Origin of the sequence: Shewanella indica, from assembly GCF_033842865.1 — a bacterium.
GTDB classification, from domain to species: domain Bacteria; phylum Pseudomonadota; class Gammaproteobacteria; order Enterobacterales; family Shewanellaceae; genus Shewanella; species Shewanella indica.
This window is the reverse complement of record NZ_JAWXXR010000001.1, coordinates 860931-875488: the sequence shown is the minus strand read 5'-3', so window position 1 is coordinate 875488 and position 14558 is coordinate 860931. Positions and strand designations below refer to the sequence as shown.

Below are 14558 nucleotides of genomic sequence, written 5' to 3'. Positions count from 1 at the left end.
TAAAATTAATACCTTATAGCTAGATTTTTTTAATTATTTTCTTGGCATTCTCAAAAATGGAGTTGGAGATATGCTCTGGAAAACCCTCCGGTAGATTCGCCCTTACTTGTAAGATTGCCTCAGGTAACGCACCTTTCATTTCATCCATTATTCTTTGCATCTTATCCTGACTAAAATTCACAGCTTTAGCAGTATCTAAGAAGTGACGAGGCAGGATTTTATTGATTTCATACTTCTTGCCTTTTGTGGCTTTCAACCCCATTGCGAGCTTAAGTTGTCTAATATTGAGTCCTTTTCCTCCCAACAATGGGTAGGCAGACAAAATGTCGTAGAATGGAGTGAGTCGATAGCTACCTCCTTTATCAATATAGATAGAAAAGTTTTTAGCATGTCCATCCGTAGCCCCAATGATCCATTGAAATACCTGGAATCTCATGAAGTTATATCGATCTTCAAGTGCATTACTTGAACCCATTAATAACTCCATGATCTGTGCTATACCTGGGCCACCTTGAGATTCATATTTGATGGATGATGGCATACCAAACACTTGGCAAATATCTTCTTGAGGTAAGCGTAGCAAGCCTGCTCTGTCTTTTGTCCAGCGTCGATCAAATCGTTCTACAGCTAAAGCTTTAAGGTTGTCTGTTTTGATTATATTGACGCTGGGAACTGCGAATCCCAGAGCTTTAGCTAGCTCAATGCAAAGATATTCATTTTCTACGCTATCTTTGAGATCCAGTGTCGCGTTAGCTTGTTGTATTTCGCCTATTGGCAGCTTGATAATGTGAGTGGTTGGGGTGTTTCCTTTCGGGATACACCATTGTCCATCAACGAATAAGAGTGCAGTTTTCTCTTGAGCACCTGCCACTGAGATCCTAAAGTCTTCTTCCTCTTTGAGCATCCCGAGGGGAATATCAGACTTGTATGCAGAAAGAATCGCCTCTAGTTTCTTGTCATCCAATACTTCGTAGCTGAGTGGCTCTTTTTTATAGGGGTGTTCGGGAGGAAGTAATGCAATTGCACCAACACTATCCTTTCCGATTGCTTTTAAGAGATCAAATGGTTGTTTGGATGAGGCTTTGTACCTTGCAACGATCCTATCTCTGACTTGTGGGCTGTCTGGTAAGAGATTGTCAAAATAGTTGATAACGGCATCGGAAGTGATAGTCGGTAATTGAAGCTTTAAAGACAGTGACAGTGGGCGAGTCTTCGCATTGGTTATCCAGTCCTTATCATATTGAAAAGTGTGAGCGCCGTTCTTATGCTTCGCCAAGGTGCCAACAAGTTCACCATTCATGTATGCTATTAGCTTTTGCATTACCAACTCTCATCATCATTTTCATTTAGCGAAGTCAGCTGTGTTTTTTCTTGGATACTCAATGTTAGATCCATAGCTTGTACAAGCTTAAAGAAGGTAGAAAGCGTTGTTTTGTTGGGGTTGTTCTCGAAGTTCGAGATCGTCGCTTGCTTTATACCGACTTTTTTCGCTAACTCTGACTGAGTCCAGCCATTCTTTTGGCGTATCAGTAGCATCATATCTGCGAGTTGCTTTGGACTATATATCATTAGTTCCAGCCCTCAATGATTAGAGATGAATTTTAAAGTTATCTCATATCCCCACTAGAGGATTAGCCTGCATTTATCCCTTTATTGGGATAAATGCTGATTTATACCTACCAGGGGATAAATACTGCTTTATACCTATTAGGGTATAAGTGACTAAATATCCGCTATTGAGGATATTTAGTCAATAGAAGTCAGAAGGAACAATGATATTTAGTTGAGTCATAGACTGCTCTAGCATCCTGTTTAGTTTTGATCCGCACTCTTATCCCAAAGGACAAACCCCCAAAGGGGACAAGTTGGATTTTTGTTGTCTCAGACGGTTATAATTCCGCCATCCTCACTTAATGGAGCTCACGCCAAAATGAACAACTGACACCTGATCACCAATCTTTTTTACTTTTCCATTATTAGATTGGCAGGGTCGGTCGGCGTGTTCGCTCAAGTCTTTATTGTTGCAGTCAGTTGGCACTCATTCGCCAGATCAGTGCCGCGCTGGCGCTCTTTGACCAGGGCTCTGGCTTGCCTGAGATACACAGCTTGAGTTTGGCATCCATATCGAAGCGCCCGGCGCAAAGCGGCGCTGCTCGCTGACGCAACTGAGCAGTACCCGCTCCACCGGAGGGAAGTCTGATTGCCACTCATGGGAGTATCTGCCTTGGGTAAGAGGTTTAAGCTGCATCTGGGGCCGAAAACCGAGGCTTGGTAGGGGAATTATCCTGCCAATGGCGCAGATGGCAAGCAAGGATTGGTTACAGTAACGGTTTCAGGATTGACCTTTGTCGTCAATCATGGAACCCTATCGGCATTCTTGGGCCATACAGAGCAAAGTGCAGCATGGGGTTTTCACTCGGTGTTAACCGCTTCTCCCTCAGAGACAGGGCGCTGGTGTCATTGATCATCAGTCTGCTGGTGATTCTGCTCTGTTTTGGTCAGCAGCTTTCGCTGTTTGGCTCCTGCCCGCTCAAGGCTCAGCATCAACTGACGCAACTTGGCGTTGATACTGCGCCGACTCACGCCAATGATGCGGGTAAGGCGCAGCTCAATGAAGAGCCCTGCCATCTGTCTTCCCATATGCTGAACCTGCAACCTGTGGTACTGCAACTGGGACTCACGGCCCTGTTGCTGTTTCTGCTGTTGCTCAACTGGCTCGGCAGTACCCGACCTTTCAGTGTTTATCTCTCTCACCCCATAGTCTCCAAACGAAGGCGACACTCAGTGTTGTGCGTGTATCTGGAATGAAAACATCCTGAACTTTTGCCGGCTAACACCGGGTTCTGATGTTTTGTTTTGGAGCTAATTTCATGTATTTAAAAAGAATATGGCATGCCTTCGCGGTATGTCTGATGCTGCTCAGCCAAGTTGCATTGGCAGAGCCGCTGAGCAGTGGCTGGCTCAAGCACCCGGATCATCCTCCGGTTAAGGTGCAACTGACTCTGGCCGATGTCGATGCCGGCCAAGTCGGTGAGCTCAACGCCTTGCTGGATGTTGCCCTGAGCGGCGACTGGAAAACCTACTGGCGCGCGCCGGGGGAAGGCGGGATCCCGCCGACTCTGGACTGGTCCGCCTCGGAGAATATTGCCACGGTCGACTGGCACTGGCCGTTGCCGCAGCGCTATGTGTTGCAGGGCATAGAAACCCTGGGTTACAAGGGCGATACCTTGTTTCCACTGACTATTCGCCTCAAGGATCCCGGGCAGCCGTTTCGGCTCAAGGGCACCCTGACCCTGTCTTCCTGCACCAATGTCTGTGTGTTGACCGATTACCCTGTGGAGCTGAGTGGTCAGGCCGCCGGGCTTAAGGCCGATGATGGCTTTTTGCACCAGTGGGGCGAGGCGATGGCCAAGGTGCCAAAGGGCGATGGCGGCGCGGTATTGCAGTCGATTGTCTGGGATGAAAAACAGCAGTTGCTGCAATTGGCCATAGAGGCTGCTAGCCCCTGGCAACAGGCAGATCTGTTTCTGTTCGGCGAGGATGAGACAGTCAGCGAGCTGATCTTCTCCCGGCCGCAGATCCAGACAGATGGCAAACGGCTGACCGCCACTTTCGGGGTCAAACATTGGCTGGGAACGCCGGAGCTGGAGGGCAAGCCGCTGCTGATTCACCTGGCCGACACACACCTTTCGGCCGAACTGAGCGGCGCCATCGCCACAGGGCATGTTGCCAAGCCGCAGCCGAGCCTGCCGCTGTGGAGCCTGTTTCTGATGGCGCTGGCTGGCGGCCTTATTCTCAACATCATGCCTTGCGTATTGCCTGTGCTGGGCATGAAGGTGCACGGGGTCATGATGAGCAGCCAGGGCAGTCGCAGTCAGGTTCGCGGCCATTTTATGGCTTCGGCACTGGGTATTTTGCTGTCCTTCTGGTTGATTGCCGCCGGTCTTAGCTTGCTGAAGTTGTCCGGTCAGTCGCTGGGCTGGGGGATACAGTTCCAGCAGCCCTGGTTTATCGGCTTTATGGTGCTGCTGACCTGGGGCTTCGGCCTCAATCTGCTGGGGGTGTTTGAAATCAACCTGCCTTCCAAGTGGCAAACCCGCCTGGCCGGTGCCGGTGATGATTCGCGCCTCGGCCACTTGTTGCAGGGGATGCTGGCTACACTGCTGGCTACGCCATGTACCGCGCCGTTTCTCGGTACTGCGGTGGCTTTCGCTCTCGGCGCCGACTACCCCATGCTGTTTGCCCTCTTCAGCGCCATGGGGCTGGGAATGGCCTTGCCCTGGTTGATGCTGGCGTTGTGGCCGGCGTTGGCGCAGCGTTTACCCAAGCCCGGGCGCTGGATGAACTGGGTCAAGCCTGTGTTCGCGCTGATGATGCTGGCAACCTGTCTCTGGCTGCTGAGCCTGCTGCAAAGCTTCTTCTCCGTTGCGCTCATCTTGGGGCTGGGCGCCTTGATGTTGCTGCTGACACTGGGACTGCTGGGCAAGCGTTACGGCACTCAGGTAATGGTGTATGCCATTGGCGGCAGTTTTCTGTTTGCCAGCCTGGCGCTGGGGGTAGGTTATCTGACCCGGGATGCCTGGGTTAGCCCTTTGCCTTCGGATCACCATTGGCAACCGCTGAATTTAGTGCAGCTTAAACAGGCGGTCGATGAGGGCAAGACAGTGTTTGTCGATGTCACGGCCGACTGGTGCATTACCTGTCAGGCCAACAAGGTGGGAGTGCTGCTGCAAAACCCTGTCTATGATGCCCTTGGCGATGACAGAGTGCTGCTGATGCGTGGTGACTGGACCAAACCCAGCGAGGAAATTACCGCCTACCTTAAGGCCAATGGCCGCTTTGGGGTGCCTTTCAATCAGGTCTATGGCCCGGGAACCCCCGCCGGTAATCCATTACCGGTAATTCTCAGTAGCGATGGGGTATTGGCGGCCTTGGCCGAAGCGGAGAGCAGACAATGACCCAGAAAAATAAACCGGCCCACAAGGGGCTTCAATGGCTCAAGACCCTGCTTGGCTATGGGCTATTCATTCTGGTGGTGAGTGTTGCCCTCGATGCTTTTCGCAGCCGCGAGATGCCGGAAACCTTGCCACTGCAAACGGTTCAGAGCCTGGCCGGCAGCCAACTGGATATCGCCGCCATGAGTATGGAGCGCCCGGTTATTTTGTACTACTGGGCCAGTTGGTGTGGCGTCTGCCCCTTGGTGTCCGGCACTGTCGATGGTTTCAGTGACCGCGAGCAGGTGGTGACTGTGGCGCTGCAATCGGGCAATAACACCCAGGTCAAGCAGTACCTGCAAAACAAGGGCTACGGCTTTGAGGTGGTCAATGATCCCAGCGGCGCCTTGGCGCGCTCCCTTGGAGTGTCGGCGACACCGACGCTCTTGTTTATTTATCAGGGCGAAATCCGCAGCAGCACCACAGGAGTCACAAGTTGGCCGGGGATCTGGCTGCGACTCTGGCTGACAAAAATGAATTTAATTTGAGGAATAACAAGATGAAGTATTGGATAGTATTGAGTGCCTGGCTGCTGGCGGCCAGCGGCAGTTTACAGGCGGCAGAGCAGCAGCTGAGCCAACAAGAGGAACAACAATTGGGGCAGATCCGCAGCATTTTGCTCAAGCATCCGGAGATCATTCCCGGCGTGCTCGGCAGCATAGAGTCTTATGTGGAGCAGCGGCAGTTGCAGCAGCAAGCGCTGGCCAAGCACAAGGACTGGTTGTTCAACAACCCGCAGATGCCGATTATGGGCAGCAGTAAGCCCGAGTTACAGCTGGTGGTTTTTACCGACTATAACTGCCCCTACTGTAAGCGGATGGAACTGGAATTTGCCAAGCTTTTAAAGGAGTTTCCAAACTTGCAGGTGGTCAATGTGTTTGTGCCATTGAGGCAGATAAAGGCCCAGGGCACTGAGCTTTCCTCCGGCGGCTTTGCCCTCGAAGTCTGGCAGCAGGATCGCAAGGATTTCCCCCGGGTACATGAACTCTTGATGGCCAAAAATGGTATGCACACAGAGAATTCACTGCAGCAGGTCGCCAAGGCCACGGGCACTGAACAATACCTCAAGCCCAGCGGCCGCGCCGACGAGTTGATGCATACCAATGTGAGAGTCTTCTCTGAACTGGGCTTTGGCGGTACGCCGACACTGCTCATAGGTGATGAAGTGATCCCCGGCTATATCGACTATGCCACCCTCAAGGCCGTGGTACAGCAGGTGCTGGAGCGCCAAGGGTAATTGGCTTGCGGCAGTTATCGCCTTTCTGGGATAATTGCCCGTCACCGGGGCGAGCGCCCCGGTTTTCCCCGCACAGATGATTAAGAGTCGAGATGAAACACGTAAGTCTGCAGCTGACCGAAGACGGGTCACACACTCTATTTAATGCCGAGCTCAATGAGACCTACCACTCCCACAAGGGGGCGTTGGCCGAATCCCGTTATGTGTTTATCCACGCCGGGCTCGAGCAGATGTTGCAGGACTTTGACCATCTGGCGATTCTGGAAGTGGGCTTTGGCACCGGGCTCAATGCCCTCATGACCCTGGGTAAGGTGCTGGAGCTGACAAAGGCGCGTCAGCACAGTGGCTTGGCGCCGTTGCCGGTGCGCTATGTCACTATAGAGCCCTATCCCTTGTCCGCCGAGCTGATTGAAGGGCTGAACTACAAGGGCATGCTGCCCGGCTGGTATGCGCCGCTTTTCGATGCCTTGCACGCCGCCCCCTGGGATCAGGATGTGGAGGTCATGCCGGGTTTTATGCTGCGTAAGGTCAAGGGCAAGCTTGAGCAGCTCGAATGGCAGGGCGAACCCTTCAACTTGGTGTATTACGATGCTTTCGCCCCCAGCAAGCAGCCGGATGTATGGGCGCTGGATAACTTCAAAAAGTGCTATGGGTTGCTGGAGCAAGGCGGCTTATTGGTGTCTTACTGCGCCAATGGCCAGTTCAAGCGAGATCTCAAGGCCGCCGGTTTTCAGGTAAAAGCTTACCCGGGAGCCCTGGGCAAGCGCGAGATGACCCGCGCCTGGAAGTTAGACTCGCTTTAAGCTGCGGCGCAGGCCGGGCAAGGCCTCCAGCGAGCACAGCAGCAGCCCGGCCCAGATGAGGGAGAAACTCACCAGTTTCACCTCGTCAAACACCTCACCAAAGATGACCACCGCCAGCAAAAATTGCAGGCTGGGCTCAATGTATTGCAGCAAACCCACCATGGACAGGCTCGTGTATCTCAGCGCCAGGCTGAATAGGATCAGCGGCGCCAGCGTCACGGGCGCCGAACCGATATAGAGCATTATGCCTTCGCTGCCGCCAGCCAGTGCGGCGCTTTGCTCTGTGGCCAGCAGATAACAGAGGTAGCCCAAAGCAAAGGGGGTCAGCAGCAGAGCCTCCAGGGTAACCGAGGTGAAGGAGTCAAAGCGAATAAACTTTTTCAGCAGCCCGTAGAGGGCAAAAAAGCTGCCCATCACCAGAGACAACCAGGGCAGGCTGCCGTATTGATATACCTGCCAGCCGATACCGGCAATCGCCAGCACTACGGCGGCCAGTTGCGCCTTGCTCAGCTTGTCGCCGAGGAAGAGGACTCCGAGTGCGATGGCAAACAGAGGGTTGATAAAGAATCCCAGGCTGGCCGCCAGTACCTGACCATGGGTCAGGGCCCAGGTGAAGCTGACCCAGGAGATACACATGATAAGCCCGGCGGCAAAGCACAGCAGCAATGAGCGTTTATCACGCCACAGCGCGCCAAAGGCCGGTAATGGTCGTCTGAGCAGGACAAAGACCAGCAGCATAAAGGGCACAGACCAGATGACCCTGAAGGCCAGCAACTCAAAGATGGCCGCATCCGGCAGCAATTGATAGTAGAGGGGTAATATTCCCCAAAGTACGAAAGAGAAGGCCGCCAGAGCGTTTCCCTTGAGAGAGCTGGACATGATTGTCACCGAAACAACACAATACTCGGATATGGCGGCTATTCTGGCATGGCCTTTATAAAAGGGAAGTGAATTAACTCACTGTTTAAAAAATCTTTTCATTCTTTAAACCCAGCCCGCTGCGAGAGAATTCATTCTTGGGCTTTTAAATTCTATTTGCGCCTTTTTTGATTGGCCCCAGAGCTTTCAAAATGATCTTGGTCATTTGGGGAAAGGGCGGCGTTCTTGATGGCGAACAGACAGAGTGAGTCGGGGGAAGTGGGTAGCCAACTCTGCTCCTCATCAATTCACTCAAGCTGAGTATTGGTGCGTCTTTCAGTCTGAAACTGTGAGGCTATTCTTTTATCTGAGACTATTATTTTACACCTGTTGGACTTTGCATCTGTTACTCGAGTCGCTAGAGTATCAAGATTTTCTGATGAACAGGATGGATAGATGGAACCCGGATTCTGGCATGAACGCTGGCACAAACAGCAGATAGGTTTTCACCAGCAGGATATTAACCCCTTCTTGGTAAAGTACTGGTCCACACTCGCGCTTAGGGGCAATGAGCAGGTTTTTGTTCCACTTTGTGGCAAGTCTTTGGACATGTGTTATTTGGCCGAGAAGGGCCATGATCTGCTCGGCTGTGAACTGAGCGAGTTGGCGGTAAGGCAGTTCTTTGAAGAGAATCGCCTTGCGTATCAACAGAAAGCCTTTGGCGAACTGCAGGCGTTCTCCAGTGAGCAGATGACTTTGCTGCAGGGAGATCTCTTTGCATTGCAGGCTCAGCAATTGGCGTCGGTAGGTGCCTTCTACGATAGGGCAGCGTTAATCGCCTGGCCTGAGGAGATGCGTTTGCAATATGCCGCCAAGCTGGCTTCCTTGTTGCCGAGTGGTTGTTGTGGCCTGTTGATCACTCTGGAATACCCTCAGGATATGCTCAAGGGGCCGCCATTCAGTGTGACCCGGGAGTGGATAAGGGAGCATATGAGCCAGTGGTTTGAGGTCACTCTGCTGGAGCAAGCCGATGTGTTGGCCGATAACCCCAGGTTCATTGCCAAAGAGGTGCCTTGGCTCAATGAGAGTGCTTATCTTTTGAAACGTAAATAAGTTTCTCTGGCGAAGATAAGCGTTGAAGGCGTGAACAGCGCTTGGCGCTTGGTTAAAAGCTCGATAAACAAAAAGGCGACCCTGAGGTCGCCTTTAGTTCAACAACTATCTCAACAGAGATTAGAAGTCGTAACGTACACCCACGGTGAATACGTTGTCGTCTTCCAGGTCAAACTTGGCACCAGCATCTTTGAACTCACCTTCATAATGAGCATAGTGGCCGAAGATTAGAGTAGACTTGGCTACACGGTAGTCAGCACCTACAGTGATGTTGGTCACTTCGATGTCACTGCCAGCTTTGTCGCCCAGAGCTTTGTAGTACTTACCGAAGCCTGCTTCATCATAGCCGTATTGCAGCTTCAGGTTTACACCGCTCAGGTTGTAAACTACGTTGACGAAGTAAGTGTTGTTGTCGTCAGAGTTGGCTGCAATGCTTTCGGAGTTCTGGAACAGACCACCGATTTTGAAGTCGCCCAGTTTAACTTGACCTACGGCGCGGTATGCATCGATACCACCGATAGCCTTGTTGTAGGCGATAGCTGCATAGTAGTTCTGAGCCTTCAGCTTCTTGTCACCGAGGGTGGCACTCAGAGCATACATGCTGTCTTTGTCGATTTCTTTACCTGTAACAGGGTCGAAAGTCGCGTAGTTGTCTTCCATCAGGTAAGTGGCGTTCAGAGTGATCAGGTCAGCGATCTTTGGTGAGTAGTACCAAACACCGTCACCACTACGAACTTGACCACCAACCAAACGGTCGATATCCGCGTTGGTGTTACCGAATGCGTCAACGCCGCCTTCAGCTTGCTTGAATACTGTGTCGTTACGACCGGCCAGGAATGTACCGAAATTGGTCTTGGCACCCAGGTAAGTGTTACGGGCTTTGAAAGTATCGCCTGTACCTGAAGTGTTTTCTACCTGGAACTCCATCTGATAGATGATGTCTACACCATCAGAAATCTTCTCGGAACCTTTTACACCCAGGTTTGAGAAGTTGTTTTCGATGTAAGTACCGCTTTCACCTACTTCTACGCCGTTAGTACCAGACTGCAGAGTGGCACCTTGATCAGAGTTGGTGATAGCCAGATCCAAACGGCCATACAGAGTTGGGCCATCAGCCAGCGCACCGAAAGAGGCTGCGGCCAGAACTGTTGCTACTGACGCAGAGATAAGGGTCTTCTTCATGTGTTGTGCTCCCTAGAACCTGAGTTCTAATCCATGTATTTATGGTTATTTAACAAACGAGTGTTCCTGGATTTGCAGCGGACATCCTGTCCGTCACAAAGCTGCGCTGATTCTTACAGTTTTGTTTCTTCAAGATTGTGGCCCAGATCAAACTTTTTGCCCCGTTTCGTCAGGAAAAGCATCAATCTGTGACAAAAATGTCCATTTGGTTCAAAAACCAATCAATAGCCATTGTTCACAAAATCAGCATAATGATCTTTTCGCTATAAAAAGATAATTTTGCAGTATGAAGGACTGTATCTGTTGGTTATTTTTAATAAAACAAAATGTAAATTAGTGATAGATGAAGTTTTAATAAAAGTGAAATTTTTCAGCGCAAAAATGACATTTATGTGCTCTGGTTCTCATTTAAACCGCCAAGCCAGTCCCTGGCAAGTCGACGCTGGTCTCTGCAAGCGCCGGTTAAATACGCTTTATGACAGAGAGACTTTGATTATGTTACCCCCTTGGCTTGGGGATACTTGGGTATTCGGCTAAAATGCCGCCGAAGACAATTGGGAACCAAGTTATGCAAGATATAGACTCAGAGCTGTTGGAGTCCGAAGCCTACCAACAGCGTTTCGGTGGCATTGCTCGTTTATATGGTGTTGCTGCACTGGCGGCCTTTTCCAAGGCTCATGTGATGGTAATAGGTATAGGTGGCGTCGGCACTTGGGTCGCCGAAGCTTTGGCACGTAGTGGAATAGGGCATATCAGCCTGATGGATCTCGACGATGTGTGTGTCACCAATACCAACCGTCAGATCCATGCTCTGGCAGACACTATAGGCGAGTCCAAGGTCGCCGTAATGGCGCAGCGGATTAAGGCGATTAATCCATTGTGCCGGGTGGATGAAATAGAAGATTTTATTGCGGTAGACAATCTGAGCCAGTATCTGGCACAGGACAAGGGCATAGATTTTGTGGTGGACTGCATAGATGCGGTAAAGCCCAAGGCGGCTTTAATCGCTTGGTGCAAGCGGAATAAGATTAAGTTGGTGACTATCGGCGGTGCCGGTGGTCAGACAGATCCAACCCAGATCCAACAAACGGATCTGGCCAAAACCTTTCAGGATCCATTGCTGGCCAAGGTACGCAACTTGCTGCGTAAAGAGTATGGTTTTAGCAAGAATCCACAACGGCGTTTTGCCGTTGATGCCGTGTTTTCCAGTGAACACCTCAAGTATCCTCAGACCGATGGTAGTGTTTGTTCCACCAAGGCTGGTGCCCAAGGTAGCATGAGAATGGATTGCTCCTCAGGGTTTGGTGCCGTGACCATGGTGACCGGCAGCTTTGGCTTTGTGGCAGCAAGCCGGGTTTTGGCGCGCTTGGCGCAAGAAGCCAATACTCCCGGCGGCAATACCAAGGCTGAATAAACAGCACAAAACATGATCTGAGTCTAATGTGGCAAGTGTCTGGGTTGTTAGAATCCAGACACTTTTTCGCTACAGATATTAAGCTTATGCGACAAGCGCTGCTCAATCGTTTCCTGCGGTATGTCAAACAGGATACACAAGCTGATCCGAGTTCCCAGTCTGTTCCCAGTTCTCAAGGCCAGGTGGCCTTCGCCAAACAGTTGCAACAAGAACTGCTCGAGTTGGGATTTGATGATGTCTTTCTCAGTGAATCATGCTGCCTTTATGCCAAGTTACCGGCGAATACTGCCAAGGTACCGGCAATTGGCTTTCTGGCTCATATGGATACGGCGGCGGATTACTCCGGTGCCGGGGTCAAACCTCGGGTGATAGCTGACTATCAAGGACAAGTTATTGAACTGGAGCAGGGGGAAGAGCTTAGTCCTGAGCAGTTTCCTTCGTTGCTGAACTATCTCAATAAAACACTGATCACTGCCGATGGTACTACGCTATTGGGGGCTGACGACAAGGCAGGTATCGCCGAAATTGTCACGGCACTACACTATCTATTGCAGCACCCTGAAATCCCCCATGGTGAGATCAATCTCTGTTTTACACCCGATGAGGAGATAGGCCGAGGTACTGATGGTTTGGAGCTCGAGCGTTTTGGCGCAGATTGGGCCTATACCGTCGATGGTGGCGCAGTTGGCGAACTTCAATATGAAAACTTCAATGCCGCCACTGCGGTGATAACCGCCAGGGGCAATAATTGCCATCCCGGCAGTGCCTATGGGGTGATGGTCAATGCCTTGACCATGGCTGCCAGGTTCCATGCCAGAATGCCACTCAATGATGCGCCAGAGACCAGCCAAGGTTATCAGGGCTTTTTCCACCTGTTATCCATGGAAGGCCAAACAGAAGAAGCCAGCTTGGTATACCTGATAAGGGACTTTGACCGCGCTCAGTTTGAGCAACGTAAAACCTGGCTGCAAGAATCTGTGGCTAAATGCAATGCTGAGCTGCAGGCCGGTAGTCTGGAGATCTGTATCAGCGACAGCTATTACAATATGAAGGACTGCATCTTGCCTGTGCCTCATGTGACAGATATTGCCTGTCAGGCGATGGAGATGGCAAACATCACTCCGGATATCAAACCTATCCGCGGCGGCACTGACGGCGCGCAATTGTCCTGGAAGGGACTGCCTTGTCCCAATCTTTTTGCCGGCGGCCACAACTTTCATGGCAAACATGAGTATGTTTGCCTTGAGTCAATGGAAAAGGCGGTAGAGGTGATCATCAATATCGCCAGGTTAACGACCCAGAGATACGCCGAGTAACCTAAATAAAGAGTTCCACCCTGTCATCCTCGACGGGGCGGGACTCTATCACAGCCGGGAAGCGAACCCGAAAGTGAGCGCCGCCGAGACTGGAGTTATTGACAAGGGTGATATTGCCCTTCAGCTGTGTGGCTGCATTGAAGGCCGCCGCCAATCCAAGCCCGGTGGCGCCGGTTCGTCTACTGGTGGTAAAGAAGGGTTCAAAGATCTGGCCGGCAATCTCGGGTGCGATTCCCTTGCCATTGTCTTCGATATCCAGCTGTAGTTCTTGACCCTGCTGTTGTGCGCTGATGCGGATCTTATGGTCGGAATTACCCTCAAATGCGTGAGCATAGGCGTTGGAAAGTATGTTGGTCACTATCTGTTTCAGCAGGCTGTGGCTGCTGGTAAGCCAAAGATCGGCCTCGACCTGAATCTCCACATCTACCTTTAGTTGCTTGAAAGATAGCGCTACAGCATCGGCAAATTCCTGCAATACCTGGGGTAGCGGCATCTGTTCGTGCACGTCATTGCCTTGCTCGGCAGCAATCGTCTTGAACTTCTGGATCAAGTTACTGGCGCGGGTAATATTACTGATGATCAGTTCACAGCTTTGTTGATACTCGTTGAGAATGGCATTGAGCTCTTCCAGCGTAGCGCCATCGTTTTGTAATAGCTCAACCAATTCATTGATATGCTGCAGCTGACTACTGGCAGCGGTGAGGCAGATACCTATCGGGGTGTTTATCTCATGGGCGATGCCGGATACCAGACCGCCGAGCGCGGCCATTTTCTGCTGTTCGACCATCACCTGTTGAGCCCGTTCCAACACCAACAACGACTGTTCAAGTTCTTTGGTCTGTTCTTTGACCTGCCTTGCCAGCTCATCTTTATAGCTGCGTTCCAGTTCCAGCAGTCTTTCCCTGTCGCTCAGGGCTTCTTGCAGTTCGTAGCGGGAGCGGTTCAACTGTGTGAAGGAGGCGCGCAGCTGTTGCTGCATCAAATTGATAGCCAGGGCAACCTGGGTAAATTCATCCTGTTTGTCCCGGCGCTTAAATTGCAGTGGTTGATAGTCTTGCTCCAAATCGAGCTGTGAGCAGTACTCACTCAGTTGCAACAGATGCCGGGTAATGCTGGCCCAAACCAGATAGAGAATGAAGCCAGCCACCAGAAAGGTCTTGATACCATTGGTCACTAGTATCAGTAAGGCTTTATTCACCAATCTGTCGTAGATTTTGGAGAGGTCGGCCTGCACCCTCAGCTCGCCGACATTGTAATTCTGGCTGCTGGTCTTGTGCACCAAAGGAAAACGCTTCTCTATTACACCTCTGTCTCGGGATTCGCCGGCGGTCCATTCTTTGCCGCTGTCATCTTTTATGACGACATAGCTGGTATCCGGCAGTTGGTTGAGACCGTTGAGTTGAGTATTGATAAGTTTCTCATCTATTACCCAGATACTTGCTGCCAACACATCCAGGTTAGCCCTTTCAATATTGGCAAACTCATCGTTGATTCGACCAACGTCCCCCTTGTAATCGGAAACCAACTGCAAACCTGTGGTTACCAGAGTGATCAGAGAGCTGAACAGGATAATAGCCAGAGTCAGCCTGCGGCCGATGGGACTACTGATGAGCTGCTGTATAAAACCTGGCATTAATATCA

General features: G+C 51.1%; 14 protein-coding genes. 8 read left to right on the top strand and 6 right to left on the bottom strand.

The window, feature by feature from the left end; genetic code table 11:
- Positions 1-19 precede the first annotated feature (19 nt).
- The 3 genes from SIL79_RS04055 to SIL79_RS04045 all read right to left on the bottom strand — a co-directional run bounded on the left by SIL79_RS04055 (position 20) and on the right by SIL79_RS04045 (position 2207).
- Positions 20-1321, bottom strand: a complete 1302-nt coding sequence (locus SIL79_RS04055) for a type II toxin-antitoxin system HipA family toxin (protein WP_101095680.1) — start codon at positions 1319-1321, stop codon at positions 20-22.
- A complete protein-coding gene (gene hipB / locus SIL79_RS04050; protein ID WP_039034961.1) occupies positions 1321-1569 on the bottom strand; it encodes a type II toxin-antitoxin system antitoxin HipB in 249 nt (82 codons plus the stop codon). The genes SIL79_RS04055 and hipB overlap by 1 nt, the downstream gene beginning before the upstream one ends.
- A gap of 458 nt (positions 1570-2027) precedes the next feature.
- The gene (locus SIL79_RS04045) at positions 2028-2207 is read right to left on the bottom strand and encodes a PH domain-containing protein (protein ID WP_226684240.1); all 180 of its coding nucleotides are present in this window, start codon (positions 2205-2207) and stop codon (positions 2028-2030) included.
- A 196-nt stretch (positions 2208-2403) separates the two neighbouring features.
- Here SIL79_RS04045 and SIL79_RS04040 point away from each other — a divergent pair, with 196 nt between their 5' ends.
- The 5 genes from SIL79_RS04040 (at position 2404) to mnmD (ending at position 7034) form a co-directional block, all read left to right on the top strand.
- Positions 2404-2808, top strand: coding sequence for a hypothetical protein (locus SIL79_RS04040; RefSeq protein WP_071476745.1), 405 nt, complete (start codon positions 2404-2406; stop codon positions 2806-2808).
- A 62-nt stretch (positions 2809-2870) separates the two neighbouring features.
- A complete protein-coding gene (locus tag SIL79_RS04035) occupies positions 2871-4958 on the top strand; it encodes a protein-disulfide reductase DsbD family protein (protein WP_319618992.1) in 2088 nt (695 codons plus the stop codon).
- Positions 4955-5482: a protein disulfide oxidoreductase gene (locus SIL79_RS04030; protein ID WP_071476747.1), complete on the top strand. Its 528-nt coding sequence runs from the start codon at positions 4955-4957 to the stop codon at positions 5480-5482. The genes SIL79_RS04035 and SIL79_RS04030 overlap by 4 nt, the downstream gene beginning before the upstream one ends.
- Before the next feature lie 11 nt (positions 5483-5493).
- Complete coding sequence (locus SIL79_RS04025; RefSeq protein ID WP_101095678.1) at positions 5494-6231, top strand: DsbA family protein; 738 nt, start codon at positions 5494-5496, stop codon at positions 6229-6231.
- Positions 6232-6323: 92 nt separating this feature from the next.
- Entirely contained in the window at positions 6324-7034 is a 711-nt protein-coding gene (gene mnmD, locus SIL79_RS04020) for a tRNA (5-methylaminomethyl-2-thiouridine)(34)-methyltransferase MnmD (RefSeq protein ID WP_162206516.1), read from the top strand.
- Here the strand turns inward: mnmD and rarD are convergent.
- Positions 7020-7913, bottom strand: a complete 894-nt coding sequence (gene rarD, locus SIL79_RS04015) for an EamA family transporter RarD (RefSeq protein ID WP_039034967.1) — start codon at positions 7911-7913, stop codon at positions 7020-7022. The genes mnmD and rarD overlap by 15 nt on opposite strands.
- Positions 7914-8348: 435 nt before the next feature.
- Between rarD and SIL79_RS04010 the strand changes: the two genes are divergently transcribed.
- Entirely contained in the window at positions 8349-9005 is a 657-nt protein-coding gene (locus tag SIL79_RS04010) for a thiopurine S-methyltransferase (protein ID WP_039034968.1), read from the top strand.
- 120 nt (positions 9006-9125) lie between these two features.
- Here SIL79_RS04010 and SIL79_RS04005 read toward each other — a convergent pair whose 3' ends face one another.
- Complete coding sequence (locus SIL79_RS04005; RefSeq protein WP_162206517.1) at positions 9126-10187, bottom strand: porin; 1062 nt, start codon at positions 10185-10187, stop codon at positions 9126-9128.
- A gap of 568 nt (positions 10188-10755) precedes the next feature.
- Here SIL79_RS04005 and tcdA point away from each other — a divergent pair.
- Together tcdA and pepT are read left to right on the top strand one after the other, a co-directional pair.
- Entirely contained in the window at positions 10756-11601 is an 846-nt protein-coding gene (gene tcdA, locus SIL79_RS04000) for a tRNA cyclic N6-threonylcarbamoyladenosine(37) synthase TcdA (protein WP_071476751.1), read from the top strand.
- An 86-nt stretch (positions 11602-11687) separates the two neighbouring features.
- Positions 11688-12917, top strand: a complete 1230-nt coding sequence (gene pepT / locus SIL79_RS03995; protein ID WP_039034990.1) for a peptidase T — start codon at positions 11688-11690, stop codon at positions 12915-12917.
- Between the two features lies 1 nt (position 12918).
- Here the strand turns inward: pepT and SIL79_RS03990 are convergent, their stop codons facing one another.
- Complete coding sequence (locus tag SIL79_RS03990) at positions 12919-14550, bottom strand: sensor histidine kinase (RefSeq protein WP_319618990.1); 1632 nt, start codon at positions 14548-14550, stop codon at positions 12919-12921.
- Positions 14551-14558 lie beyond the last annotated feature (8 nt).

Excerpts from the sequence above, each read along its gene's own strand:
- SIL79_RS04055 (WP_101095680.1), bottom strand. The coding sequence starts at position 1,321 with ATGCAAAAGCTAATAGCATACATGAATGGTGAACTTGTTGGCACCTTG.
- hipB (WP_039034961.1), bottom strand. The coding sequence starts at position 1,569 with ATGATATATAGTCCAAAGCAACTCGCAGATATGATGCTACTGATACGC.
- SIL79_RS04040 (WP_071476745.1), top strand. The coding sequence starts at position 2,404 with ATGGGGTTTTCACTCGGTGTTAACCGCTTCTCCCTCAGAGACAGGGCG.
- SIL79_RS04035 (WP_319618992.1), top strand. The coding sequence starts at position 2,871 with ATGTATTTAAAAAGAATATGGCATGCCTTCGCGGTATGTCTGATGCTG.
- SIL79_RS04030 (WP_071476747.1), top strand. The coding sequence starts at position 4,955 with ATGACCCAGAAAAATAAACCGGCCCACAAGGGGCTTCAATGGCTCAAG.
- SIL79_RS04025 (WP_101095678.1), top strand. The coding sequence starts at position 5,494 with ATGAAGTATTGGATAGTATTGAGTGCCTGGCTGCTGGCGGCCAGCGGC.
- mnmD (WP_162206516.1), top strand. The coding sequence starts at position 6,324 with ATGAAACACGTAAGTCTGCAGCTGACCGAAGACGGGTCACACACTCTA.
- rarD (WP_039034967.1), bottom strand. The coding sequence starts at position 7,913 with ATGTCCAGCTCTCTCAAGGGAAACGCTCTGGCGGCCTTCTCTTTCGTA.
- SIL79_RS04010 (WP_039034968.1), top strand. The coding sequence starts at position 8,349 with ATGGAACCCGGATTCTGGCATGAACGCTGGCACAAACAGCAGATAGGT.
- SIL79_RS04005 (WP_162206517.1), bottom strand. The coding sequence starts at position 10,187 with ATGAAGAAGACCCTTATCTCTGCGTCAGTAGCAACAGTTCTGGCCGCA.
- tcdA (WP_071476751.1), top strand. The coding sequence starts at position 10,756 with ATGCAAGATATAGACTCAGAGCTGTTGGAGTCCGAAGCCTACCAACAG.
- pepT (WP_039034990.1), top strand. The coding sequence starts at position 11,688 with ATGCGACAAGCGCTGCTCAATCGTTTCCTGCGGTATGTCAAACAGGAT.
- SIL79_RS03990 (WP_319618990.1), bottom strand. The coding sequence starts at position 14,550 with ATGCCAGGTTTTATACAGCAGCTCATCAGTAGTCCCATCGGCCGCAGG.